This window comes from Clostridium sp. UBA5712 (assembly GCF_002419845.1).
Lineage (GTDB): Bacteria > Bacillota > Clostridia > Clostridiales > Clostridiaceae > Clostridium_J > Clostridium_J sulfidigenes.
In genome coordinates, this window is the sequence record NZ_DIGW01000016.1 from 186,495 (window position 1) to 210,295 (window position 23,801).

Annotated in this window: 22 protein-coding genes and 1 other RNA gene; 19 read left to right on the top strand and 4 right to left on the bottom strand. The window is 30.0% G+C overall.

Translation table 11 applies throughout. The features are described 5' to 3' along the window. Positions 1 to 86 precede the first annotated feature (86 nt). Positions 87 to 380 (bottom strand): metalloregulator ArsR/SmtB family transcription factor, encoded by a 294-nt coding sequence (locus tag B3B03_RS15725; RefSeq protein WP_346848646.1) that lies wholly within the window; start codon positions 378 to 380, stop codon positions 87 to 89. Positions 381 to 574: 194 nt separating this feature from the next. Next, entirely contained in the window at positions 575 to 1,966 is a 1,392-nt protein-coding gene (locus tag B3B03_RS15730) for a hypothetical protein (RefSeq protein ID WP_346848647.1), read from the bottom strand. Positions 1,967 to 2,199: 233 nt separating this feature from the next. Here B3B03_RS15730 and B3B03_RS15735 point away from each other — a divergent pair, with 233 nt between their 5' ends. From B3B03_RS15735 to ssrS, 19 genes are all read left to right on the top strand, one after another. Further along, the gene (locus tag B3B03_RS15735) at positions 2,200 to 2,613 is read left to right on the top strand and encodes a DUF3785 family protein (RefSeq protein WP_346877789.1); all 414 of its coding nucleotides are present in this window, start codon (positions 2,200 to 2,202) and stop codon (positions 2,611 to 2,613) included. Between the two features lie 205 nt (positions 2,614 to 2,818). Next, the gene (locus B3B03_RS15740; RefSeq protein ID WP_346848649.1) at positions 2,819 to 3,478 is read left to right on the top strand and encodes a hypothetical protein; all 660 of its coding nucleotides are present in this window, start codon (positions 2,819 to 2,821) and stop codon (positions 3,476 to 3,478) included. Positions 3,479 to 3,772: 294 nt separating this feature from the next. Next, entirely contained in the window at positions 3,773 to 4,366 is a 594-nt protein-coding gene (ruvA, locus tag B3B03_RS15745; protein WP_346877790.1) for a Holliday junction branch migration protein RuvA, read from the top strand. A gap of 37 nt (positions 4,367 to 4,403) precedes the next feature. Beyond that, a complete protein-coding gene (ruvB, locus tag B3B03_RS15750; protein ID WP_346877791.1) occupies positions 4,404 to 5,411 on the top strand; it encodes a Holliday junction branch migration DNA helicase RuvB in 1,008 nt (335 codons plus the stop codon). Between the two features lie 38 nt (positions 5,412 to 5,449). Further along, entirely contained in the window at positions 5,450 to 6,478 is a 1,029-nt protein-coding gene (gene queA, locus B3B03_RS15755; protein ID WP_346877792.1) for a tRNA preQ1(34) S-adenosylmethionine ribosyltransferase-isomerase QueA, read from the top strand. Positions 6,479 to 6,494: 16 nt separating this feature from the next. Next, positions 6,495 to 7,622, top strand: a complete 1,128-nt coding sequence (gene tgt / locus B3B03_RS15760; RefSeq protein ID WP_346848653.1) for a tRNA guanosine(34) transglycosylase Tgt — start codon at positions 6,495 to 6,497, stop codon at positions 7,620 to 7,622. Between the two features lie 51 nt (positions 7,623 to 7,673). Then, complete coding sequence (yajC, locus tag B3B03_RS15765; RefSeq protein WP_346848654.1) at positions 7,674 to 7,964, top strand: preprotein translocase subunit YajC; 291 nt, start codon at positions 7,674 to 7,676, stop codon at positions 7,962 to 7,964. Positions 7,965 to 8,018: 54 nt separating this feature from the next. After that, positions 8,019 to 8,387 (top strand): TIGR04086 family membrane protein, encoded by a 369-nt coding sequence (locus B3B03_RS15770; protein ID WP_035134467.1) that lies wholly within the window; start codon positions 8,019 to 8,021, stop codon positions 8,385 to 8,387. A 27-nt stretch (positions 8,388 to 8,414) separates the two neighbouring features. Beyond that, the gene (gene scfA / locus B3B03_RS15775; protein WP_035134469.1) at positions 8,415 to 8,552 is read left to right on the top strand and encodes a six-cysteine ranthipeptide SCIFF; all 138 of its coding nucleotides are present in this window, start codon (positions 8,415 to 8,417) and stop codon (positions 8,550 to 8,552) included. Between the two features lie 58 nt (positions 8,553 to 8,610). Beyond that, positions 8,611 to 9,975 carry a thioether cross-link-forming SCIFF peptide maturase gene (gene scfB, locus B3B03_RS15780; protein ID WP_346877793.1) on the top strand — a complete coding sequence of 455 codons (1,365 nt, stop codon included), beginning with the start codon at positions 8,611 to 8,613 and terminating at the stop codon, positions 9,973 to 9,975. A gap of 168 nt (positions 9,976 to 10,143) precedes the next feature. Beyond that, the gene (gene secD / locus B3B03_RS15785; RefSeq protein ID WP_346877794.1) at positions 10,144 to 12,288 is read left to right on the top strand and encodes a protein translocase subunit SecD; all 2,145 of its coding nucleotides are present in this window, start codon (positions 10,144 to 10,146) and stop codon (positions 12,286 to 12,288) included. Positions 12,289 to 12,540: 252 nt separating this feature from the next. After that, positions 12,541 to 13,386 carry a DHH family phosphoesterase gene (locus tag B3B03_RS15790; protein ID WP_035134475.1) on the top strand — a complete coding sequence of 282 codons (846 nt, stop codon included), beginning with the start codon at positions 12,541 to 12,543 and terminating at the stop codon, positions 13,384 to 13,386. 123 nt (positions 13,387 to 13,509) lie between these two features. Then, positions 13,510 to 14,028, top strand: a complete 519-nt coding sequence (locus B3B03_RS15795; protein WP_346877795.1) for an adenine phosphoribosyltransferase — start codon at positions 13,510 to 13,512, stop codon at positions 14,026 to 14,028. Between the two features lie 106 nt (positions 14,029 to 14,134). Then, positions 14,135 to 16,306, top strand: coding sequence for a bifunctional (p)ppGpp synthetase/guanosine-3',5'-bis(diphosphate) 3'-pyrophosphohydrolase (locus B3B03_RS15800; RefSeq protein WP_346848657.1), 2,172 nt, complete (start codon positions 14,135 to 14,137; stop codon positions 16,304 to 16,306). Between the two features lie 15 nt (positions 16,307 to 16,321). After that, on the top strand, positions 16,322 to 16,771 hold the full coding sequence (gene dtd / locus B3B03_RS15805) for a D-aminoacyl-tRNA deacylase (protein ID WP_346877796.1): 450 nt from the start codon (positions 16,322 to 16,324) through the stop codon (positions 16,769 to 16,771). A 36-nt stretch (positions 16,772 to 16,807) separates the two neighbouring features. Next, on the top strand, positions 16,808 to 17,410 hold the full coding sequence (locus B3B03_RS15810) for an MBL fold metallo-hydrolase (protein ID WP_346848659.1): 603 nt from the start codon (positions 16,808 to 16,810) through the stop codon (positions 17,408 to 17,410). A 60-nt stretch (positions 17,411 to 17,470) separates the two neighbouring features. Next, positions 17,471 to 18,919 (top strand): coproporphyrinogen III oxidase, encoded by a 1,449-nt coding sequence (locus tag B3B03_RS15815; RefSeq protein WP_346877797.1) that lies wholly within the window; start codon positions 17,471 to 17,473, stop codon positions 18,917 to 18,919. A 93-nt stretch (positions 18,920 to 19,012) separates the two neighbouring features. Beyond that, positions 19,013 to 20,797, top strand: coding sequence for an aspartate--tRNA ligase (aspS, locus tag B3B03_RS15820; RefSeq protein ID WP_346877798.1), 1,785 nt, complete (start codon positions 19,013 to 19,015; stop codon positions 20,795 to 20,797). A gap of 141 nt (positions 20,798 to 20,938) precedes the next feature. Beyond that, positions 20,939 to 21,118, top strand: a non-coding RNA gene (gene ssrS, locus B3B03_RS15825) — 6S RNA. Between the two features lie 238 nt (positions 21,119 to 21,356). Here ssrS and B3B03_RS15830 read toward each other — a convergent pair. Next, positions 21,357 to 21,932 carry a response regulator gene (locus tag B3B03_RS15830; protein WP_035134488.1) on the bottom strand — a complete coding sequence of 192 codons (576 nt, stop codon included), beginning with the start codon at positions 21,930 to 21,932 and terminating at the stop codon, positions 21,357 to 21,359. An 8-nt stretch (positions 21,933 to 21,940) separates the two neighbouring features. Further along, entirely contained in the window at positions 21,941 to 23,770 is a 1,830-nt protein-coding gene (locus tag B3B03_RS15835; protein WP_346848663.1) for a sensor histidine kinase, read from the bottom strand. Positions 23,771 to 23,801 lie beyond the last annotated feature (31 nt).

The following is a 23,801-nucleotide window of genomic DNA, read 5'->3' on the forward strand; positions in this document are numbered from 1 at the left end:
ATTAAATCTTAATATTTATATATAATAATAATACGATGTAAAATATTTATAAAAAAGAAGTCTAAAGAATTTTGACTTCTTAATAGTTAAAATAATACTTCTATTAACTTTTTTATATTCTCATCACTAACACTATATATAATTTCAAGACCGTTACGCTGCCAGTCTATAATGCCAAAAGTTTTTAGCTTTCCAATGTGCTGCGATATAGTTGATTGAGGCATATTTAAGCAATTTTGCATATTGGTAACATTGCTTCCACCAGTTTCAATGAGACCTTTAACAATGCATAGTCTTACGGGGTGGGCTAATGCCTTTAAAATATTTGCTTTTTCTTCAAAAAGTTTTGGGTTAGTTAAAAATGTGTCATTCTCAGTCATGTTTTATACACCTCCATATCACTATATTCATATAATACGATATAGTTACAAATGTGTCAATGAAAAATAAAAAAATATATATTTAAAACATTAACTTATTTTAATTTTAGATATTGTGTTGTAATATAGAAAATTAAACTCAACTAAACTTCAGTGAGAGTAAACCTCTCTATGAAGTTTAGTTAAATTATACATTACAAGAAGAATAGGGCCACTATGGTAGTAACAATTAAACCTAAAACTACTGGTTTAAAGTTGCGCTTTGCAAGCTCAAAAGGGGATACCTTGCATATAGCAGAAACGGGGATAATTGCCCAAGGTATTAATGTGCCTCCACCTACCCAAATAGCACCTAATTGTCCAAGAGCGGTTAAAGTAGCCACATTTCCACCAGTGGCTGTTCCAAATAAATTTGCAGTGGAACCGGCTAGAGCTATACCGGAAAATCCAGAACCATCTAGTCCAGTGATTGCACCTACAGTAGTTACACCAAAAGCACTTAAAAAATTGTTTAGTGGAACTGCCTTAGAAAGGGCAAAACCTAAGTCGTTTACTATACCTAAGGAGCCAGTAGGTAAATAGTTACCTATAATAGCTGTAAATCCATCACCCCCTACATAGAAAAAGGCAGCAATTGGAACTACTATTCCAAAAACTTTAAAGCCAAATTGGAAACCTTCTACAAGATATCTAGTGATTTTATCAAGAGAAGCCTTTTTATAAGCTTTTATAGATATCAATATGAGTATAATTAAGGTTGTACCACCGATTAGTGCTGTAGCATCTCCACCTTTTAAGTTTAAAGAAACCATCAAAAATACATCAATAGAAAAGAGAAGAGGAATTAATATTGCAAAAAAAGATTTCCATCCTTTGCTTAAAAGAGATTCATCTGTAGACTGAACCTCTTCTGAATATTCAGTGTAGGTGAGATTTTCAAGGGTTCCATTTTTCATATCTTTCTTTAGCATGATAAAGGCTGTAACAGTAGTGACAATTCCCATAATAATTATTAGAGGAATACTAGCTTTAACTACTTCAGATACAGGAATACCAGCAGCATCCGCAGTTAATTTTGGAGCAGCTTGAATTACAAAGTCTGTAGACAATGCAATACCATGACCGAAAAGATTCATAGCTATGGCAGCACCTATGGCAGGGAGACCAGATTTGATAGCAACAGGAACTAATACAGCTCCAACTAGTGCAACGGCTGGAGATGGCCAAAAGAAATAAGAAATAATCATCATTATTATACCTATACCCCAAAAGGCTATAAAATCATTTTTCATAAACTTACTAAAGGGTTCTATCATAACTTTACTTATGCCAGTATAGGATAATGCTTTACTTAATCCAGCAATTATAGATATTATAAGTATTGTTGGCAGTAATTCCGTAATTGAGTAGATAAAACTATTAAAAATACTAATTAGAGATGCAGGAATAGATTTAGTGCTAATTAATGCAATTAATACTACTCCAACAATGCAAATAAGGGAACAGTCTAATTTTTTTATCATTGCTATTAAAATTAATATAATAAAAATTAAATATATATAGTGTATTGCGGTTAATTCAATCATTTGTAGCCTCCTACTAACTTATCCTAATTTAATAATAGAATATGCTGACAGGAGAAATTAGTGTTAAAAAAGCAAGATGGAAATTTTAAAAATTCAGATTTTCATTAGTTAGTTCTATGGACTAAAAATATAAGAGGTTTTATATTATGAATAAAACTGTTTAAATAGTTTTAAATAATATATAATAATAGTATGATATTTTGGAACAAATTGAAGAATTGAGGAGAAATAATATGAATAATTTTAAATTTAAACATAAGGATGAAGAGTTTATTTTATCAGAAGATAACCTTTCTTATATTGAAGCTGAGGAAGTACAAGATTTTACCATAGAAAAAGCATTAGAAATTTTAGAAGAAGGTAAAGAAAAAGTAGAATTTGACTATGAATATTATGCTGATAACTGTGAAGCATGTGGAAATAGTGAAGTTATAGATAAAAAACATTATAGATATTTAGAGTATCATTTTTATATTTTTACTAAAGAAGGAAAATATATAATTAGTAATATAAGTAATGAGTTTGAAACCACTACTTATTCCAAATTAGAGAGAATGAAAAAAATTGATGAAAGTTATATAGTATCTATTATCATCTGTGAAAATTGTAAGAATTTTGCAATAGAAGTTGAACAGTGTGATATGTAAATAAATAACTGTGATATATAATTAAATAATTGTGACATGAATTTAAATAACTGTGACTTGAATTTAAATATCTGTGTATATTTTTAGGTTAATTCCATATACTCTTTAATGGAAGAAGAATGGAGATGTATAATTTATAAATTTTTGTAAGCAATAGTGTATAAACATATCAAAGCTGGATACAATTCCTAGTAGGAGGGATTGTATGATTGAAAGATATAAAAAAAATAAAGGATTATATATTTTTATAGCCTCTGTAGGAATAATAGTTTTTTTACTTAGCTATACTGTAAGTATAGCATTCTTAAGAAGTTCAAAAGATGGAGGAGCTGGAATTTTAGGCGAAGCATCTCAAGCAAGCTTTTTAAATATGAATGATGTATTAATTTCAGATAAAAGTAATATAGAGTTCATGTTAAACTATAAAAACTCTTTAGGTAAGGTAAAGATTAATGATAAATTAGATAAAACTATAAATGTAGAAAAAGATAATTTGATTGGTCTTAATCAGGAGCAGGCTGAAAAGATATTTTCTAGTTTTGGATACAAGGTAGAAAAATTCACAAAAGAAGATATTATATTTGTAAAGGACATAGAAGGATATTCCTACAAAGAAGATTCTTATTTTATAGGAATAAAGGATGAAAATATTGTTATTTATAATAAGGATTCTAATGGAACAATAAAAGTAGTAGAAGAGAAGATATTGAATCCTAAAGATGATAATGGACAGTCGTATTTAAAAATTAACGACATAGAGAACAGAGGTAATCTTTTGAGGACATTCTACGAAGGACATAAAGATTATCAGTTTTCCAATATACAAGAGGCTATGGAATATGCTCAGGCTCTTTGTAGCACATAGTGTCAGAAAGGGAGTGTTTCAAAAGGAATTTTGAAACACTCTTTTTTCATGAGAAATTGTAGAAATGGTATAAATTTAATTTGAAATAAGTTTAAAATAGTTTTTATTGAATTGTTATATTGTAGATGGTAAAGTATAATATAGTTACGATTGTAAGGTAATATAATTAATTAGTGAAGTTTAATATCAATACATATAGGAATATAATAGATTATAGGTCTAAATTTGCATATGATGACTATATAGTAATGAAGAATTAACAAATGGTTAAATAAAAAAGATAGGTGACAAAGCATGTATGAATATATAAAAGGAATTTTTAAGTCTATAGAAAAGGAATATATAGTTATAGAATGTGGTAATATTGGATATAAAATTTTCACATCAGGTAGTACAATTTCTAATATGCCAGCTATAGATCAACAAATAAAGATTTATACTCATCAAATTGTAAGAGAAGATTTCATTGGACTTTATGGTTTTTTAACTAAAGATGAAATATCCATGTTTAATCTTCTTATTTCCATTAATGGTGTAGGACCTAAGGCGGCACTATCACTCATGTCTATTGCCAATGTTTCTACATTAAAGTATGCTATAATTACCGATGATGATAAATTAATAACTAAGGCACCGGGCATTGGTAAGAAAACTGCTCAAAGGATCATATTAGAACTTAAGGATAAGATAACCGTAGGAGGCGCCATGCCAAAGGGAACTACTATTAGTGATATTGACATAGATAATGAAAAACTATCAGAAGCAGTGGGGGCACTTATAGCTCTTGGATACTCAGATAAAGAGACAGAAAAAGCAATAGAAAAAGCTAATAGAAGTAATAGTGTTGAAGATATTATAAAGGAATGTTTGAAAATTTTAATGGGATAATAACCTTATTAAGGGTTTTTAGTTAAGGAGGGGGATTATGGAAGATAGAGTTATTACATCTAATATTATTGAGGAAGATATAGAAGTAGAATATTCCTTAAGACCTCAGCGACTTAAGGAATATATAGGACAAGAAAAAGTTAAAAATAAGTTAGATATATTTTTAAAAGCTGCAAAGATGAGAAAAGAACCCTTAGACCATTTATTATTATATGGACCACCAGGCCTTGGTAAAACTACATTAGCTAACATAGTAGCAAAAGAAATGGGTGGAAATTTAAAAATTACATCTGGTCCTGCTATAGAGAGAGCTGGAGATTTAGCAGCATTGTTAACTAATCTAAATACCAATGATGTATTATTCATAGATGAAATTCATAGATTGAATAGGTCTGTAGAAGAAATTTTATATCCAGCCATGGAAGATTTCGCTTTAGATATTGTTATTGGTAAGGGGGCATCAGCAAAATCTATAAGACTAGATTTACCTAAATTTACTCTCATAGGAGCAACTACAAGGGTAGGACTTTTGACTGCACCTTTAAGAGATAGATTTGGAGTACTATGTTCAATGGAATATTATAATGATGACGAGCTTAAAGAAATTGTTTTAAGGTCTTCTGAAATATTAGGAGTTGAAATTGATAAGGAAGGTGCCTTTAGTCTGGGAATGAGATCTAGAGGAACACCAAGGATAGCTAATAGGTTACTAAAAAGAGTTAGAGATTACTCTATGGTTAAAGGTATAAATGTAATTGATATTAACATGGTGGAGCAAGCAGCTGAACTTTTAGAAGTGGATAGAGAAGGCTTTGATAGATTAGATAATAAGATATTAGAAGCTATAGTGGATAACTTTAATGGGGGACCCGTTGGAGTTGAGACACTAGCTTATTTTATAGGTGAAGAAGTCAGTACCATTGAGGATGTATATGAACCATACCTGATACAAAAGGGGTTTATTGTAAGAACTCCAAGAGGTAGAATGGCGGCAAAGAAAGCCTATGAACATTTAGGAAGGATTATTCCAGATAATATATTATAGAAATAAACATATAGATAGAATAGGGAAGTGTATAGACTTTGAAAGTAAAGGATTTTTATTTTGATTTACCAAAGGAATTAATAGCCCAGCATCCTTTAAAAAAAAGAGATGAATCAAGGCTTATGGTTCTAAATAAAAAAAGTGGTGAAGTAGAACATAAAGTGTTTAAAGATATTATAGAGTATTTAAATCCAGGAGATTGTCTTGTATTAAATGATACAAGAGTTATGCCGGCTAGACTTTATGGAGCTAAGGAAGGCTCCGGTGGTAAAATGGAGTTTTTGCTTTTAAATAGGCATGAAGACGATATATGGGAAACCTTAGTTAAGCCTGGTAAAAGAGGAAAAGTTGGAGCTAAATTTGTATTTGGAAATGGAGAACTAAAAGCCGAGGTAGTAGAAGTTTTAGACAATGGAAATAGAAAAGTAAAGTTTTACTATAATGGTATATTTGAAGAAGTATTAGATAGACTTGGCGAAATGCCATTGCCACCATATATAGAAGAAAAACTGGAAGATAGAGAAAGATACCAAACGGTTTACTCAAAGGAAGTAGGTTCTGCAGCAGCCCCTACAGCAGGACTACACTTTACAGATGAGTTACTACAAGCTATCAAAAAAAAGGGAGTTAATATAGCTTTTGTAACTTTGCATGTGGGACTTGGAACCTTTAGACCAGTAAAAGCTGAAGATATTCAAGATCATGAAATGCATTCTGAGTATTATATTTTAGATAAGGAAAACGCTGAAATAATAAATAATGCTAAAAGAAGTGGGAAAAGAGTTATAGCTGTAGGAACCACATCAAATAGAACCCTTGAAAGTATAGCTAATGAAGAAGGTCAAGTTAAAGAACAATCAGGATATACTAGTATATTCATATATCCAGGGTATAAATTTAAAATAGTAGATGCCATAATAACTAATTTTCATTTGCCAGAATCTACTTTAATAATGCTTATAAGTGCTTTTTCAACTAGGGAAATAGTGATGAATGCTTATAAAATTGCAGTAGAAAACAAATATAGATTCTTTAGTTTTGGTGATGCTATGTTTATCCATGAATAGGAAGGACGATGAATAGGTGTATAAATTACTTAAAAAGAGTGGAAAAGTTAGACGTGGGGAATTTGTTACTCCTCATGGTACAATACAGACCCCTGTGTTCATGAATGTTGGAACTTTGGCTGCAATAAAAGGAGCAGTATCATCCATGGATTTAAAAGAAATTGGGTGTCAGGTAGAATTGTCAAATACATATCATCTTCATTTAAGACCAGGAGATGAAGTAGTTAAAAAAATGGGAGGACTTCATGAATTTATGAATTGGGATAGACCTATTCTTACAGATTCAGGTGGGTTTCAAGTGTTCTCATTAGCAAGCATGAGAAAAATTAAAGAAGAGGGTGTATACTTTAGCTCTCATATAGATGGTAGGAAAATATTTATGGGACCTGAAGAAAGTATGCAAATTCAAAGTAATCTAGCTTCAACTATTGCTATGGCCTTTGATGAGTGTATTCCAAATCCATCTTCAAGAGAATATGTAGAAAAATCTGTAGCAAGAACTACTAGATGGCTTGAAAGATGTAAAGTAGAGATGGATAGATTAAATGCAGATCCTAATACAATAAATAAAAAGCAAATGCTATTTGGTATAAATCAAGGTGGAGTTTACGAGGATATTAGAATAGAACATGCTAAGACCATTAGAAAACTAGACCTGGATGGATATGCAATTGGAGGATTGGCTGTTGGTGAAAGTCATGAGGACATGTATAGAGTTATTGATGCGGTAGTTCCATATCTTCCAGAGGATAAACCAATTTATCTTATGGGAGTTGGTACTCCAGAAAATATATTAGAGGCAGTTTCAAGAGGTGTAGATTTCTTTGATTGTGTATTACCAGCTAGAAATGGAAGGCATGGACATGTGTTTACTAAGTATGGTAAAATAAACATCATGAATGCTAAATATGAATTAGATAAAAAACCTATAGATGAAGGATGTGATTGTCCTACTTGTAGGCATTATACAAGAGGATACATAAGGCACTTATTTAAAGCCAAGGAAATGTTGGCAATGAGACTTTGTGTGCTTCATAACTTATATTTCTATAATAAATTAATGGAGGATATAAGAAATGCAATTGATGGGGATTACTTTGAAGAATTTAAAAATCAAAGACTTTCAGAGTGGGGAAAAAAATAATTAGGTATCTATTTTTTAAATATATACATAACTAGTGAAAGGAGAGATATTATGCAAAACTTAATGGCGTTTCTTCCAATGGTACTTGTACTTGTGTTGTTTTACTTCATGATTTTCATGCCAGAAAAGAAAAGAAAGAAACAATACAATGATATGTTGAATTCTTTAGCTATAAATGATGAGATTATGACTAAAGGTGGAATCATGGGAAGAATAATAAATATTCAAGAAGAATATATTATTTTAGAAAGTGGTCCAGATAGAGCAAGAATAAAAATGAGCAAACTAGGTATTGCTTCAGTTACAAAATCAGCTAATGAACCAGAAGAAATAAAGGCATAATCATCATAAAACCCCTTATATAAACATATTTATTAATATAAGGGGGTTTTGGGTATGTATAAAAAGTTTAATTATTCCGCTATAGGAGTAGGGGTGCTAAGAGCATCAATTTTAACAGTAATTTGCGTTTTAGTATATTCACTAGTTACTTCATATTTCCCATTTAGTGACGCAGTCACATCAGTATTTTTAGTTATAGCTACATTGGCTAGTGTGGTATATGGAGCTATATATGCTACATTAAAAATGGGAAGTAAAGGTTGGCTTGTGGGGTTGCTAGTAGCAGTATTTTATATGTTAATACTTTATATAGTATCCTTATGCTTTGGAAATGACTTGGCATTAGGAGGAAAAGACGTAGTTAGATTAATTTTAGCATTAGCAGCAGGATCATTGTCAGGAATGCTAGGAGTGAATCTATAGATATTATCAATTTTAGGAGGAATAAAAATGAAACATATAAAAACTATCAACAAATCTAACATTAAAGAAAGTTTAAAAAAACCAGGTTGTAAAGAGTGTGCTAACTCATGTCAATCAGCTTGCAAAACTTCTTGTACAGTAGCTAATTTAGAGTGTGAAAACTAATCATTTTAAAGGCAGTAACAAAAAGTTACTGCTTTGTGTTTAGTTAGGAGGAAAAACAATGGAATTAATTCACAAATTTAGACAAGGCAATGATTTTTATGTTATAGATGTAAATTCAGGTGCAGTTCATGAAGTAGATGAGCTTGTATATGACATGTTAGACTCAGATAAACTTAAAACTAAAGACGAGTTAAAAGAAATATATAAGGATAGATACTCCAGTGAAGAAATTGATGATGTATATGAGGAATTAGAATCTTTAGTTCATGAAGAAATGCTTTATTCTAAAGATTTATATGAAAATATAGCAATGATGAGTGGACAAGCAGAGGTAGCCATTAAAGCCCTTTGTCTTAATATAATTCATGATTGTAATTTGAAGTGCAAATATTGTTTTGCCGATGAAGGAGAATATAAGGGTTGTAGAAAAACCATGAGCGCACAAACCGGTAAAAACGCTATAGATTTTGTTATAAAAAACTCAGGTAAAAGAAAAAATATAGAAATTGACTTATTTGGTGGAGAGCCACTTATGGCCTTTGATATCATAAAGGAAATAGTAGATTACGGTAGAGAACAAGAAAAACTTCACAATAAAAACATTAGATTTACTATGACTACTAACTCTACTCTTTTAAATGATGAAATAATGGACTACCTTGATAAAAACATGGGAAATATAATTTTAAGTATAGATGGAAGAAAAGAAGTCAATGATAAAGTAAGAATAAGATTTGATGGATCTGGTACCTATGAATCTATATTACCTAAAATAAAGAAAATGGTAGATATAAGAGATAAGTCTAAGACTTATTATGTAAGAGGTACTTTTACAAGAGAAAATACAGATTTCTTTGAAGATGTAAAGCATATGGTGGAGCTAGGCTTTGATGAAGTATCTATTGAACCAGTAGTACTTCCAGATGACCATGAACTTTCATTAAGAGAAGAGGACCTTCCTACAATTTTTGAACAATATGATAAATTATATGAATATATGGTTGAAAAATATGAAGCAGGAAAATCCTTTAAATTCTATCACTTCAATATAGATTTACAAGGAGGTCCATGCATCTATAAGAGAATTTCAGGATGTGGAGCTGGACATGAGTATGTAGCAGTTACTCCTGATGGAGAAATATATCCTTGTCATCAATTTGTAGGGAATAAAGACTTTCTTATGGGAGATATATATGAAGGGGTTAAGGACTTTTCTATAGTTCAAAATCTTAAGGATGCTCATATATATAATAAACCTACATGTAAAAACTGCTGGGCAAGATTCTACTGTAGTGGAGGATGTCAAGCTAACAACTTTAACTTTAATGGTGATGTTCACGTGCCATATGAATTAGGTTGTAAAATGCAAAAGAAGAGAATAGAGTGTGCTATTGCTTTAAAAGCGAAAACAATGAATAAATAATTGTGTTTTAAAGGATAGAATTAAAAATTCTATCCTTATTTTGATAAAAAATAAGAAGTATACAGAAAATTAAGTTATATGTACTTGATTTTATCCATACAATACCTGTAAAATAAATAATAAATAGACAATTAGAAAATACAATTAGAAAACAGGAAGGGGATAACCATGAGGAGGAAAAATAGAAAAAGTGGAATTGTAGTTATCATAGCAATAATATTAATAGGTCTTTTTGCATACGCTGGTCTTTATGGGGTGAATTTAGGTAATTATAGAATCAAAACCTTTGGAAGTGGTATTGATAAAGGGCTTGATTTAGTAGGAGGAACTTCTCTTTTAATGGAGATAAAGGAGGAGAAGGTAGATCAAGCTGTTATAGATAGAACTATAGAACTTATTTCTATGAGAATAAATAAAGATGGAGTAAGCGAAATTCCTATAACTCAAGAAGGCGAAAATAGAATTAGAATAGAAATACCAGGAGAGTTTGATACAGATAAGGTTTTAGATACCATTGGTAAAACTGGTGAATTAACATTTGAAGGTCCAGATGGAAAAGTAATTTTAACTGGTAAAGAGGTTAAAGAAGCAGGAGCATATATATCTCAAGATAATAAGTATGTTGTTAATCTTGAATTAAATGAAGATGGAACTGCAAAATTTGCGGAAGCAACTAAGACTTTCTTAAATAAAAGTATAGCTATAAAAATGGATGGTGAAGTTTTAACTAATCCAACAGTTAATGCTGTTATTAGTGATGGAAAGGCAATTATTGAAGGTATGAGTTCTTTAGAAGAGGCAAATTCCATTGCTAGTATCATAACTTCGGGAGCTCTTCCAGTAAAAATAGAAGCTACTTCAGTTAAAACAGTAGGACCAACTATTGGAGCTGAGGCATTATCCCTTAGTAAAAAGGCAGCCATGATTGGTATAGCTTGTATAATACTATTTATGGTTGCATACTATAGAGTTCCAGGAATAATTGCTTCTGTGGCTATAGTTTTATATGTAAGTTTATTACTTGTAATATTCTCTCAATTTGGAGTAGTATTAACTTTAGCAGGTATAGCAGGGTTAATTCTTACCATTGGTATGGCTGTAGATGCTAATGTTCTCATATTTGAAAGAACTAAGGAAGAGTTAAGATTAGGTAAATCTATAAAGACTTCTGTTGAAGCTGGTTATAGTAGAGCATTATCGTCAATTTTAGACTCTAACATAACTACAATTATTGCAGCACTAGTATTATATTTTCTAGGTTCAGGTTCTGTTAAGGGATTTGCAGTAACGCTACTTATAGGTATTATTGTAAGTATATTTACTGCCTTATTTGTTACAAAGTTTCTACTCAATAATGCTGTAAATGCAGGTTGGATAAATAAACCATCATATTTTGGCGTGAGAGAAGGAAAAAAACATGAATTTACTAGTTTAAAAATAATAGAGAAGACTAAAATATGGTTTGCTATATCAATTATTATAATTGCTATTGGAGTTGGATTTATAGCAACTAAAGGTTTAAATTATGGTATAGATTTCAAGGGTGGTACATTAATTACTTTAGATATGAATAAAGAATTCAATAAGGCTGATGTAAATACTATTATTGATAAGTATGCTAAAGATAAATACTCTACCAAATTAGCTAGTGAAGGAAAAGAGATACAAATTATTGTTCAAGAAGGGGTATTGAATGAAGAAAAAACTAATGCTCTTATTGATGAAATAAAAGAAAAGTATTCATTAGAAGATAGTGCACTTATTGGCAAGGAAAGTATAGGAGCTACTGTTGGAAATGAATTAAAGAAAAAGGCATTGTTAGCATTAGGAGTTGCATCTATTGCTATGCTTATATATATTACTGCTAGATTTGAATTTAGCTATGCAGCAGCATCTATTATAGCTTTACTTCATGATGTATTAATTACACTTTCTTTCTATGCTATATTTGGAATTCAAGCCAATTCACCATTTATAGCAGCTATTTTGACTATAGTAGGATATTCTATTAATGATACTATTGTTATCTTTGATAGAATAAGAGAAAATGTTAAGAGAAACAGAAGGATGGATCAATCAGAGGTTGCTAATATGAGTATAACAGAAACTATGACTAGAAGTATAAATACATCCTTAACAACACTTATAACTATAGTGGCAGTTTATGTTCTAGTACCATCCATAAGAGAGTTCTCACTTCCACTTATAGTGGGAATTGCCTGTGGAGCGTACTCTTCAATATTTATAGCTTCACCACTATGGGTAATAATTAAAAATGCAAAGCAAAAAAAGAAAGCTAAAGTAGTAGCATAATATAAACAAAGTTCATGGCGAAAAACATTTTATCATGTTTTTCGCCATTTTTATAATAATTTGTTTGTAAAATTGTCAGTTTTAAATTATAATATATTTGTTTTCTATAAATAGATTTCTTAAACTCCATAATATGTACAAGTAATATGGAGTTAGAAGTTTTTTGTTCAAGGAGAATGTGATCACTGAAATATATGATGAAATTATAAGGGATCAAAAAACTACTCATGGAACTAATTTGGAGGAGCGCATATGGAGTATAGTATGAATAGGAAAGATAATGATCCGTTTCTATTAGGAAATATGAAAATTGCATTAAACAGAATTGTGAAAGCTATCAATGAGAGAGAAAAGATAGTTATATATGGCTATCATGACTTTGATAGCGTATGTGCCATATCTCTTCTTATGTTAGTATTACGATATGTAAATAGTGATGTAGAGTATTATATACCCAGTGTATATAGAAATGATAGAAATTTAAATAAAGAAGATATAGAGAATAATTTATTATGTCTTGGAGCAAATTTAATTATAACAGTTGGTTGTGGAGTTAAATCTAAAGCAGAAATACAACTTTGTAAGGAAAACAACATAGATATAATTGTAACGGATTATCATAATCACATAGTAGAGGATAATAATTGTATAACAATAAATACCTATCAAACAAATTGTAATTATCCTTTTAAGGATTTTACAGCTTGTTCCCTTATATATAAATTCATAGAAGTTATAGCTTCTTATTATAAGATAAGTTGCACACAAAAGTATTTGGATTTAGTAATGATGGGTATAATTACAACAGAGATAGAAATAGAAGAAGAGAATAAATACTTTGTAGAAGAAGGGTGCAAGAAATTAAAACAAACTAATAACTATGGAGTTAGGGCGTTGATAAGAGAACATGAGCGGAATTATGGTGGTATAATGAAGTTTTATGATGAAGGTATTATAAAGCTCTTACCAAAGATGATTTCCAAGAATAAGCTAGATAATGCAAGAATAATTGTTGAACTTTTTACTACTAATGATAGTTATAGAGCAAAGCAAATATCAAAATACTTATATAAAGAGGTTATGATGAGTTTAGAATAGAATAATATATATAAGCATTTAAATATACATATTTTTTAAAGTATTGCATTAAATATCAAGGTTAATATATAATTTAATTATGGTAAAGATGTGTTTGGGTAAAGGCTTTAGGAGGAGTAGAAAATGAATTTAAAGGATAAAGTTAGAATAATAGAAGATTTTCCGAAAAAAGGTATAAGTTTTAAAGATGTAACTACTTTACTTCAAGATAGAGAGGCATTAAGAGAGTCAATAGATGTTATTGCCAATCATTTGAGGGATAAAAAAATTGATATAGTAATAGGACCAGAGGCTAGAGGGTTTTTATTTGGAGTACCAGTAGCTTATGTTTTAGGAGCTGGTTTTGTACCAGTTAGAAAACCTGGTAAATTACCCTATGAAACTATTAAAACTTCCTATGATTTAGAATATGGAAGTGATGCGTTAGAAATTCATAAGGATGCTATTAAAAAAGGTCAGAGAGTAGCAATTGTTGATGATTTACTTGCTACAGGAGGAACCGTAGCTGCTGTTGCAAAGCTTGTTGAGGAATCAGGTGGAGAAGTTGTAGCCATAGACTTTTTAATAGAGCTAACAGAACTTAAAGGTAGAGAAAAAATAGCACAATATGATATTATGTCTGTTATAGACTATCCATTTTAGAATTGAACATAAATTGCAATAATTTGGGTTATAGTATATAATAATTACTGAGTTTAAATAGGTGGCTGGTTCATTAACCAGCCTTTAATTTTAGGAGTGTATTACAATGATTGATAAATTGATAGAAAAAATTAATAGTAATTGTCACAATGTAGATATCAATTTTGTAAATAAGGCCTATGAATTTTCTGTAAATGCCCATAAAGAACAAAAAAGAGAGTCAGGAGAGCCTTATATTATTCATCCTTTAGAAGTAGCTTGTATTTTGGCTGAACTAGGACTTGATACCTCTACCATAGTGGCAGGTCTTTTACATGATGTAATTGAAGATACAGAATATACATATGAAGATGTTTGTAACATCTTTTCTATAGAAGTGGCAGATTTAGTAGAAGGGGTATCTAAGCTAGGTAAAATAAAATATAAGTCAAAAGAAGAACAACAAGCAGATAATGTTAGAAAAATGCTTCTTGCGATGGCTAAGGATATAAGAGTAATACTTATAAAATTGGCTGATAGATTACATAACTTGAGAACGTTAAAATACATGCCAGAGAATAAACAAAAGGAAAAGGCTAAGGAAACTCTAGATATATATGCGCCATTAGCTCATAGATTAGGTATATCAAAAATAAAGTGGGAGCTAGAGGATTTAGCATTAAGATACTTAAATCCAACAGAATATTATGACTTAGTAAAGCTGATTTCAGATAAGAGAAATGAAAGAGAAGAGCAAATAAGTCATATCATATCACAACTTAAATTAAATCTTAATATGGGTGGAATTACAGCAGAAATAGAAGGTAGACCAAAGCACTTCTATAGTATTTATAGAAAAATGATAAAAAGTAGTAAAACCATAGATCAAATATTTGATCTTACAGCAGTGAGGATATTAGTAGATGATATTGGAAATTGCTATGCTGCATTGGGAATAGTACATACTATGTATAAGCCTATACCAGGTAGATTTAAGGACTATATTGCTATGCCTAAACCTAATATGTATCAGTCACTTCATTCAACGGTAATAGGACCTTTCGGAAAACCCTTTGAAATACAAATTAGAACCTTTGAAATGCACAGAACTGCTGAATATGGTATTGCAGCTCACTGGAAATATAAAGAAAGTGTTCAAGATGAGGATAAATCTCTAGATTCAAAGCTATATTGGCTTAGAGAAATGCTAGAATGGCAAGGAGAGACTTCTGACGCTGAAGAATTTATGGAAGGCTTTAAGATAGATTTATTTTCAGATGAAGTATTTGTTTTTACTCCAAAGGGTGATGTTATAAATTTACCAAATGACTCTACACCTATAGACTTTGCCTATGCTATCCATACTGCAGTAGGTCATAAGTGTGTTGGAGGTAAGGTAAATGGGAAGATAGTACCTCTAGATTATAAGCTCAGAACAGGGGAAATTGTAGAGGTAATTACAGCTACTAATTCAAAAGGACCTAGCATAGATTGGCTTAATATAGTTAAGAGTAATCAAGCAAGGAGTAAAATTAAACTTTGGTTTAAAAAGGCAAATAGAGAAGAGACCATAGCAAAGGGAAAAGAATTAGTAGATAAAGAGTGTAAGAAGCAAAATTGTATATTTTCTCAAGTAATTAATGAGGACATTATTGAGAAAATTATTAGAAGATATAACCTAAAGAACATGGATGATTTATACCATGGTGTAGGCATTGGAGACATAAACCCTAATAATATGATAAGCAAGCTAAAGGATGCTTATGATAAAGAGAACTCTAAGCAGTTAAAACTTGAGGAATTAAGGCTAATTCATGAGGAAAAAAGTAAAAAACAAAAGAATAATACTTATTCTGGAGTTACAGTTAAGGATATGTCTAATATTCAAGTAAGATTTGCAAAATGTTGTAGTCCTGTATATGGAGATGATATTATTGGATATATTACAAGAGGCAAGGGTGTATCTATTCATAGAAGTGACTGTAAGAATGTAATTAACTTACAGGAAAAAGAAAGTCACAAAATAGTTGAAGTGGCTTGGGGAAAAGAAAATAAAGATAAATATATTGCTGACATAGAAGTAATAGCTGAGGATAGATTAGGTCTTCTTACAGATATTATAGAGATACTAGGGCTTGTAAAAGCTAATATTTTATCAATAAGTGCTGTAACAAATAAAAAAAATATAGCAGTTGTAAGCCTAAAAATAAATATTTCTAGTATAGAGCATTTAAAGGATATTCAAACTAAACTTAAGAAAATCAAGGATGTTAAGGATGTCTATAGAAAGAAACAGTAAAAAGGAGTGCTTAATATGAGAGCTGTAGTACAAAGAGTTAAATCTTCAAAGGTTGAAGTAGATAATAAAGTTATTAGTGAAATAGGAAAAGGAATTAACTTACTTGTGGGAATAAGTAAGGAAGATACTAAAGAAGATATAAATTATATAGTAAGAAAAGTTCTTGGAATGAGAATTTTTGAAGATGAAGATGAGAGAATGAACTTTTCACTTCAAGATATAGAGGGGGAGCTATTAATAATATCTCAATTTACTCTATATGGTGATTGTAGAAAGGGAAAGAGACCTGATTTTATGAAGGCACAAGGTGGAGATGTTGCTAGAGAATTATATAATGAGCTAGTTGAAGCCTTTAAAAAAGAAATACCTAATCTTCAAACAGGGGAATTCGGAGCTGATATGAAGGTTGAAATTATAAATGATGGACCAGTAACACTTTTATTAGAGAGTAAGAAGGATTTTTAAAATTTTAAGAAATATATGGCATTTTGAGGTGATATTATGATTATAAAAAGAATGATGGCAGGAGTTTATGCTGCCAACTGTTATATATTATTTGATGAAGAAACAAAGGAAGCTGTAGTTTTAGATCCGGGTGGAGATATAGATGATGTATGTAAAGCTCTTAATCAACTAGAAGCTAAGGTTAAATATATCATATTAACCCATGGTCACTTTGATCATACTACAGGGGTAGATGGATTAAAGGCTGAAACAGGAGCAACTGTAGCTATGGCTAAAGAAGATAATGATATGATTTTAAATAATATAATGTATTATGGACCACTTATTGAAGGTGGAGCAGACCTTTTATTAAAACATGGTGATATATTAAAGTTTGGTAATTATAAAATAGAAGTTTTAGCAACACCAGGACATACACCAGGAGGAATAAGTCTTTTAGTAGATGGAAATGTGTTTACTGGAGATACTCTATTCAAGGGATCTGTTGGCAGAAGTGATTTAGCTGGTGGAGACCACAATGAGCTTATAACAAGTATAAAAAATAATTTAATGCCTCTTAGTGATAGTGTGGCAGTTCACCCAGGTCATGGACCAAGTAGTACCATAGGCCAAGAAAGAATGGAAAACCCATTTCTATAGGTAAAATTAAACTGTATATTGGGTTATAAGAAGGTAATTTGAAATAAGGATTTGATAAATATGATAAAGGATATGAAGTCTATAAAAGTAAAGCTAAGCAATATGAATTTTAGATATGATGTCTTTCTTATGATAAATCTATTTTATAGTTTTATTAATATAGAATTTGTAAATGAGGAATTTGACTTATCTATAGATATAGATGAAGAAACGGGAAGTATTATAATTGGAGGAACAGAAGGATTCTTTAATTATGAAATTAATAGAAATTATAAGCTTTCTGAGGAAGTTAAAAAGTCCTTATTCATATATCTTAGAAATATTACTGGCAAAGTTCTTCCATGGGGAACTTTAGTTGGGATAAGGCCTTCTAAAAAAGCACTAGATCTTTTAGAAAAAGGATATAGTGAAGAGGAGGTAATAAAAGAATTTAAGTATAGACATGAAACTAGCAAGGAGAAGACAAAACTTTGTATTGATGTAGCTAAGTACGAAAAAAGTGTAGTTAACAAAGATAAAGATACTATAAGTATATATGTGGGTATGCCCTTTTGTCCAACTAGATGTGTTTATTGTTCTTTTACCTCAAATCCTATAGGGGGAAAGTCAGCTTTAGTTAAAGACTATCTTAATGCTATTACCAAGGAAATAAAAGCTATAAGTAAATATGTATCTGAAAAGAATTTAACTATTGAAAGTGTCTATTTTGGAGGAGGTACTCCTACTTCTGTAAATGATGAAGAATTTGAAGATATAATGAATAAGATATATAAGTGCTTTGTTGAAGGTAAGGGTGTTAAAGAATTTACTGTAGAATGTGGAAGAGTAGATAGTATAACAGAAAGAAAACTTCAATCTATGAAAAAATATAAGGTTCATAGGATTAGTATAAATCCTCAAAGTATGAATGATGATACTTTAAAAAACATTGGTAGAAATCATAGTAGTAAGGATGTAGAAAACTGCTTTAATCTAGCACGAAGTCTAGGCTTTGATAATATAAATATGGATATGATAGTTGGTCTCCCAGGAGAAGAGCTAAGTCATATAAATAGAAGTTGCGAAGAAATACTTAAACTAAATCCAGATAGCATAACTATACATGGTATGTCTATTAAAAGAGGCTCTAGACTACATGAAAATCTAGTTAATAAGGGAAAGTTTACTATTCCTAATCAACATGAGTTAAATGCTATGTATGAAGCTACAAAAAATCTTTCTTTAGATTTAAATATGAAACCGTATTATATGTATAGACAAAAAAATATGGTAGGTAACATGGAGAATGTAGGCTATTGTAGAGATGAAAAAATATGTATATATAATATTCAGATGATAGAGGAAAAGCAAACTATTATTGCTCTTGGAGCAGATGGAGTTTCAAAGGTTGTTTTCCTAGATGAGAATCGAATAGAGAGATTTGCAAATGTTAAGGATGTAAAAGAGTATAATAGTAGAATAGACGAGATGATAGCTAGAAAGATAGAATTACTCAATACTCTATATTAAAACAATTATGTACATAGGTTTTAAAGAAATATTCATTTGGGTAATGATATTATAATATATTTTAGACTTAATAAGTAAATAGGAGGAATTTAAATGGGAGAATCACTTAATGGACTTAAAAGAACCATTATGTGTGGTGAAGTAAGAGAATCAAATATCTCTGAAAAAATCACTGTTATGGGTTGGGTCCAAAGAAAAAGAAATTTAGGAAGTTTAGTTTTTGTAGATTTAAGAGACAGAACTGGATTGTTACAAGTTGTATTTGGTGAAGAAATAAATAAAGAAGCCTTTGAAAAAGCTGATTTAGTTAAATCTGAGTACTGCATAGCTGTTACTGGAGAGGTTATAAAAAGAGAATCTCCTAATAAAAATTTACCAACAGGAATGGTAGAGCTTAAAGGGGAAAGTATTAAAATACTTTCAGAATCAGAAACTCCACCTATATATATTAAAGAAAACTTAGATGCTGGTGAAAACATAAGACTAAAATATAGATATTTAGATCTTAGAAGACCAGATATGCAAAAAATATTAATGATTAGACATAAAGCTGGAAAAGTAGTAAGAGATTATCTAGATGAAAATGGATTCTTAGAAATGGAAACACCAATGCTTACTAAGAGCACTCCAGAAGGAGCTAGAGATTACTTAGTGCCTAGTAGAAATTACCCAGGAATGTTTTATGCATTACCTCAATCTCCGCAAATATTTAAGCAATTATTAATGGTTTCTGGATATGATAAGTATTTTCAAATAGTTAAATGTTTTAGGGATGAAGACTTAAGAGCTAATAGACAACCAGAATTTACGCAAATAGATTTAGAGATGAGCTTTGTTGAAATGGAGGATATCATAGCCCTAAATGAAGGTCTTTTAAAAAGAGTATTTAAAGAAGTTATAGATGTAGATGTACAACTTCCAATAAAGAGAATGCCTTATGCAGAAGCTATGAATAAATATGGTAGTGACAAGCCAGATTTAAGATTTGGTATGGAGATACAAAATATTACTGAAGCAGTAAGAGGTACAGATTTTGCTGTGTTTAAAGGAGCCATTGAAAATGGTGGTTCAGTAAGAGCTATTGTAGCTAAAAACTGTGCAGACATGGGTAGAAAGAAAATTGATAAACTAGGTGAGTTTGTTAAAACTTATAAAGCAAAAGGTCTTGCTTGGATAGCTTATAAAGAAGGAGAAATAAAATCTCCAATAGCTAAATTCTTCTCAGAAGAAGATATGGCTAAATTGCTAAGTGCTGCTGGAGCAGAAGTAGGAGATTTAGTTTTAATAGTTGCAGATGTTGATAGTGTAGTACTTCAATCTCTTGGAGCTTTAAGATTAGAACTTGCTAAGGAACTTGGAATCTTAGAAGGAAACAAAGACTTTAACTTTGTATGGATTACTGAATTCCCAATGTTTGAATATGACGAAGAAGAGAAGCGATTCGTAGCTCTTCACCATCCATTCACAGCACCTATGGATGAAGATTTACAACTTCTAGAAACAGATCCAGGAAGAGCTCGTGCTAAGGCTTATGATATAGTATTAAATGGAGAAGAACTTGGTGGAGGAAGTATAAGAATTCATGATACAAACCTTCAACAAAGAATATTTAATCTTCTAGGCTTTACTGATGAAAGTGCGTGGGAAAGATTTGGATTCTTATTAGAGGCATTCAAATATGGACCACCACCACATGGCGGACTTGCATATGGTTTAGATAGAATGGTAATGTTCCTTGCAGGAACTAATAACATAAAAGACGTTATTACCTTCCCTAAAAATCAAAATGCTTATTGTCCAATGAGTGAAGCACCTAATGTAGTTGATAAAAAGCAATTAATTGACTTAGGAATAGAAGTTAGTAAAGTAGAAAAATAATTTAATAGAAGATTTTATTATTATAGAGAATAATAATAAGTTATATGGACATAATAACTTCATAAAACTATTGATACTTAGTGATTAATATTTATTTTACAATTGCAATTTAATTACAATTGCTATATAATAATACTAAAGAATATTCTGCTGTGTGCGTGGAAATGGTTTATGTTGAGCCAACATTTAAACGTTGTGGCTGATGTTCTCATTATGGAGTGTTGACTGACTATTTTATAGTCGGTACCAGAAGTAGTGAGGCGATTCCACCCCTGGTAGACAGGGTTCAAATACATCATGAATACGGCACAGTGGGTATCAATAGTTTTAATATTAAAGAGTAAATACTTTGTATTTACTCTTTTTTTTACATCCATGGATATTATTAAAAAAGTTAAGAAGAAAGTGAAACACTGCAGGGAATATAAATAATAGAATAGGTAAAAAAATTATAAGTCTATTGAATAAAAGAGTATACGTATAAATTAAACTAACTACATAATTATAGCGAATTTGCATAATAGTTATTAAATACCTAAGTATTGTGATTTTATAGCAACTACTTCTTAAAGGTGGTATAGCAATCTAAAAATTTATCTCTATTAGCGTTATCACCTAGACCTTCATAACATTCCGAAAGAAGTTTATATACATTAGAATTAGTTGCATCGATAGATAATGCTTTATTTAATAGAAGTATTGAATCGTCATATTTTTTTAGATACATTAATTTTGATACTCCCTTTATTATGTTTTCAAGAATCTTTGTGTCTTCAGTAAGATTATTTAATCTATAGATTAGTGAATTAATTTTGTCTGTAGTAAATGGCTTAAGTAAATATTCAACAGCTCCCAATTTAGTACAATCAACAGCATTTTTAACTGTTGGGAAAGCTGTCATAATTATTACCGTAGAAAATATTCCATCTTCCCTAATTCTTTTCAATACTTCAGTGCCACTTAATGTTGGCATTTTGATATCTAAAAAGATTAAATCAAAGGGTTCTCTAGATAATATTTCTAATGCCTCTAATCCATTTAGAGCTTCAGTGACAATGTATTCATTTAGCTCTAATGATGTTTTTAATAATTTTCTTATATTTTTAGTATCATCAACTACAAGTGCTTTTTTCATAGTACCTCCTAATTATATGGAATAATAATTGTAAATGTTGCCCCTTCACCTAAATCACTTTCACATGTTATTTCACCATTGTGAGCAGCTATTATGTCTTTACATATCCAGAGACCAAGACCAGAATTATTTTTAATGTCTTTATTAGTTAATTGAGTATATTTATCAAATATTTTTGTAGTATTATCCTTTAAAATTCCAACACCAGTATCAGTTACAGTTATATTTAATTTATTATCTTTTAAGAATCCTCGTATAGAAATTAAATCGCCATCCTTGCAGTGTCTAATGGCATTTATTATTAAATTATTAAGTACCCATACTAATTTTTCACCGTCACAGGATAACGGTTTTACATTTATATCTACATTGTATTCAAGAATAATTCCACTATAATTTGCGATACCTTTGTTACTAGAGACTGAGGCTTTTATCAAATCCTCAATGGAATTATACTCTTTATTATAAATCTCAGTTGAAGATTCCAGTTTCGATAATAAAAGCATATTTGAAACAAGTAAGTTTAATCTTTCGCCATCTTCCTTAATAGTGGTTAATATTTTTCTTTGTTCGTAACTTAAATCTCCTAATTTACTACTTTCTAGTAGACCTGTACCAATCATAATTGAAGTTAATGGAGTTTTAAATTCGTGTGAAATTGTTGCAAAGAAATCCTTACTAGTTTGCTCTATTTCTTTTAAGTGTGTTACATCCTTTAATAAAATTACATAGCCAACTTGAAGATCTTCCTCTTTAATTTCTTTAATTGATATATTGTAATAGAGTATATCTCCATTTTTGTTTTTTAGAGTGATAATATTCAAAAAATCCCATTGACAGTTATTTAATGTTATATCATAGATAACTGAAAAAAAACTTCTATCATTAACCAAATGAGTTAAATATCGTCCTTCTGGTTTTTCATCGCTAATATCAAAGGCATCAATAAAATTTTCGTTAACCATGGTAACTTTATAATCTTTATCAATAACTACCATTGGAGAATCTATGCTTCTTAATATGGAGTTTGAATTATTTCTTTCTTTTAATATTTGACCTAGTGTGCTTTTTTCAAAACTTTCAATTCTTTTTGCCATTAAGTTAAATTGATTTGCTAATTCTCCTAGTTCATCTTTTGTTGTTATTTCCAATTCTTTATATGCAGAGTTAGTTTTTATATCTTTAATAGCATCAATGATATTATTTAATGGGTATAATATCTTTTTAAGAAGATGTCTTGATAAGAAAAATGAAATTAATATTGAAGCTAAAGTAAAAAGTATTGTTGCATTTATTATAATTTTAGTTTTATTTTCAACTCTAGTTTTTGAATTAATCATCATAGTTTCATTTAGACTACTTATATTATCTAGAGTCTTTACAATTGTATCATAATTAATTTTAATTTCATTGAAGAAAAAATTATACCCTGATACTTTACCATTATTTTGAATGATTTCAGATAAGGTAAAAAAATTCTGGCTATATTCAAGATAGTAAGTATCAAGACTATTTACATATTCCATTTCTCCATCTTCAGTTATATTATTTTTTTCAAAGTAAAAGTTATCTAAAAATAAAGAGTTATTTTTAGAATATTCAGCGAGGCCTTCTTTTTTATCGCCAGATATGTAAAGAAATAAGCTCTGTTGTTGATTATAAAGTGCATCTTTCATATTTTCAACAGATTGAATACTTTTATAATTGTTAGTTAAAAGTCCATCTATATCATTTGAAATTGTAATTAAATTTCTAACTGAAACTAATCCTAGCAATGACATTGCTAGGATTATAACAATATAAATAAGTGATAGTTTTCCATTTAAGGTTTTAACCATAGTTTTTCCTCCTTAAGTTAATTCTTATAGT

What these genes read in the sequence shown, in the direction of transcription:
- B3B03_RS15725 (WP_346848646.1), bottom strand. Translation starts at nt 380, where the DNA reads ATGACTGAGAATGACACATTTTTAACTAACCCAAAACTTTTTGAAGAA.
- B3B03_RS15730 (WP_346848647.1), bottom strand. Translation starts at nt 1,966, where the DNA reads ATGATTGAATTAACCGCAATACACTATATATATTTAATTTTTATTATA.
- B3B03_RS15735 (WP_346877789.1), top strand. Translation starts at nt 2,200, where the DNA reads ATGAATAATTTTAAATTTAAACATAAGGATGAAGAGTTTATTTTATCA.
- B3B03_RS15740 (WP_346848649.1), top strand. Translation starts at nt 2,819, where the DNA reads ATGATTGAAAGATATAAAAAAAATAAAGGATTATATATTTTTATAGCC.
- ruvA (WP_346877790.1), top strand. Translation starts at nt 3,773, where the DNA reads ATGTATGAATATATAAAAGGAATTTTTAAGTCTATAGAAAAGGAATAT.
- ruvB (WP_346877791.1), top strand. Translation starts at nt 4,404, where the DNA reads ATGGAAGATAGAGTTATTACATCTAATATTATTGAGGAAGATATAGAA.
- yajC (WP_346848654.1), top strand. Translation starts at nt 7,674, where the DNA reads ATGCAAAACTTAATGGCGTTTCTTCCAATGGTACTTGTACTTGTGTTG.
- B3B03_RS15770 (WP_035134467.1), top strand. Translation starts at nt 8,019, where the DNA reads ATGTATAAAAAGTTTAATTATTCCGCTATAGGAGTAGGGGTGCTAAGA.
- scfA (WP_035134469.1), top strand. Translation starts at nt 8,415, where the DNA reads ATGAAACATATAAAAACTATCAACAAATCTAACATTAAAGAAAGTTTA.
- scfB (WP_346877793.1), top strand. Translation starts at nt 8,611, where the DNA reads ATGGAATTAATTCACAAATTTAGACAAGGCAATGATTTTTATGTTATA.
- secD (WP_346877794.1), top strand. Translation starts at nt 10,144, where the DNA reads ATGAGGAGGAAAAATAGAAAAAGTGGAATTGTAGTTATCATAGCAATA.
- B3B03_RS15790 (WP_035134475.1), top strand. Translation starts at nt 12,541, where the DNA reads ATGGAGTATAGTATGAATAGGAAAGATAATGATCCGTTTCTATTAGGA.
- B3B03_RS15795 (WP_346877795.1), top strand. Translation starts at nt 13,510, where the DNA reads ATGAATTTAAAGGATAAAGTTAGAATAATAGAAGATTTTCCGAAAAAA.
- B3B03_RS15800 (WP_346848657.1), top strand. Translation starts at nt 14,135, where the DNA reads ATGATTGATAAATTGATAGAAAAAATTAATAGTAATTGTCACAATGTA.
- dtd (WP_346877796.1), top strand. Translation starts at nt 16,322, where the DNA reads ATGAGAGCTGTAGTACAAAGAGTTAAATCTTCAAAGGTTGAAGTAGAT.
- B3B03_RS15810 (WP_346848659.1), top strand. Translation starts at nt 16,808, where the DNA reads ATGATTATAAAAAGAATGATGGCAGGAGTTTATGCTGCCAACTGTTAT.
- B3B03_RS15815 (WP_346877797.1), top strand. Translation starts at nt 17,471, where the DNA reads ATGATAAAGGATATGAAGTCTATAAAAGTAAAGCTAAGCAATATGAAT.
- aspS (WP_346877798.1), top strand. Translation starts at nt 19,013, where the DNA reads ATGGGAGAATCACTTAATGGACTTAAAAGAACCATTATGTGTGGTGAA.
- B3B03_RS15830 (WP_035134488.1), bottom strand. Translation starts at nt 21,932, where the DNA reads ATGAAAAAAGCACTTGTAGTTGATGATACTAAAAATATAAGAAAATTA.
- B3B03_RS15835 (WP_346848663.1), bottom strand. Translation starts at nt 23,770, where the DNA reads ATGGTTAAAACCTTAAATGGAAAACTATCACTTATTTATATTGTTATA.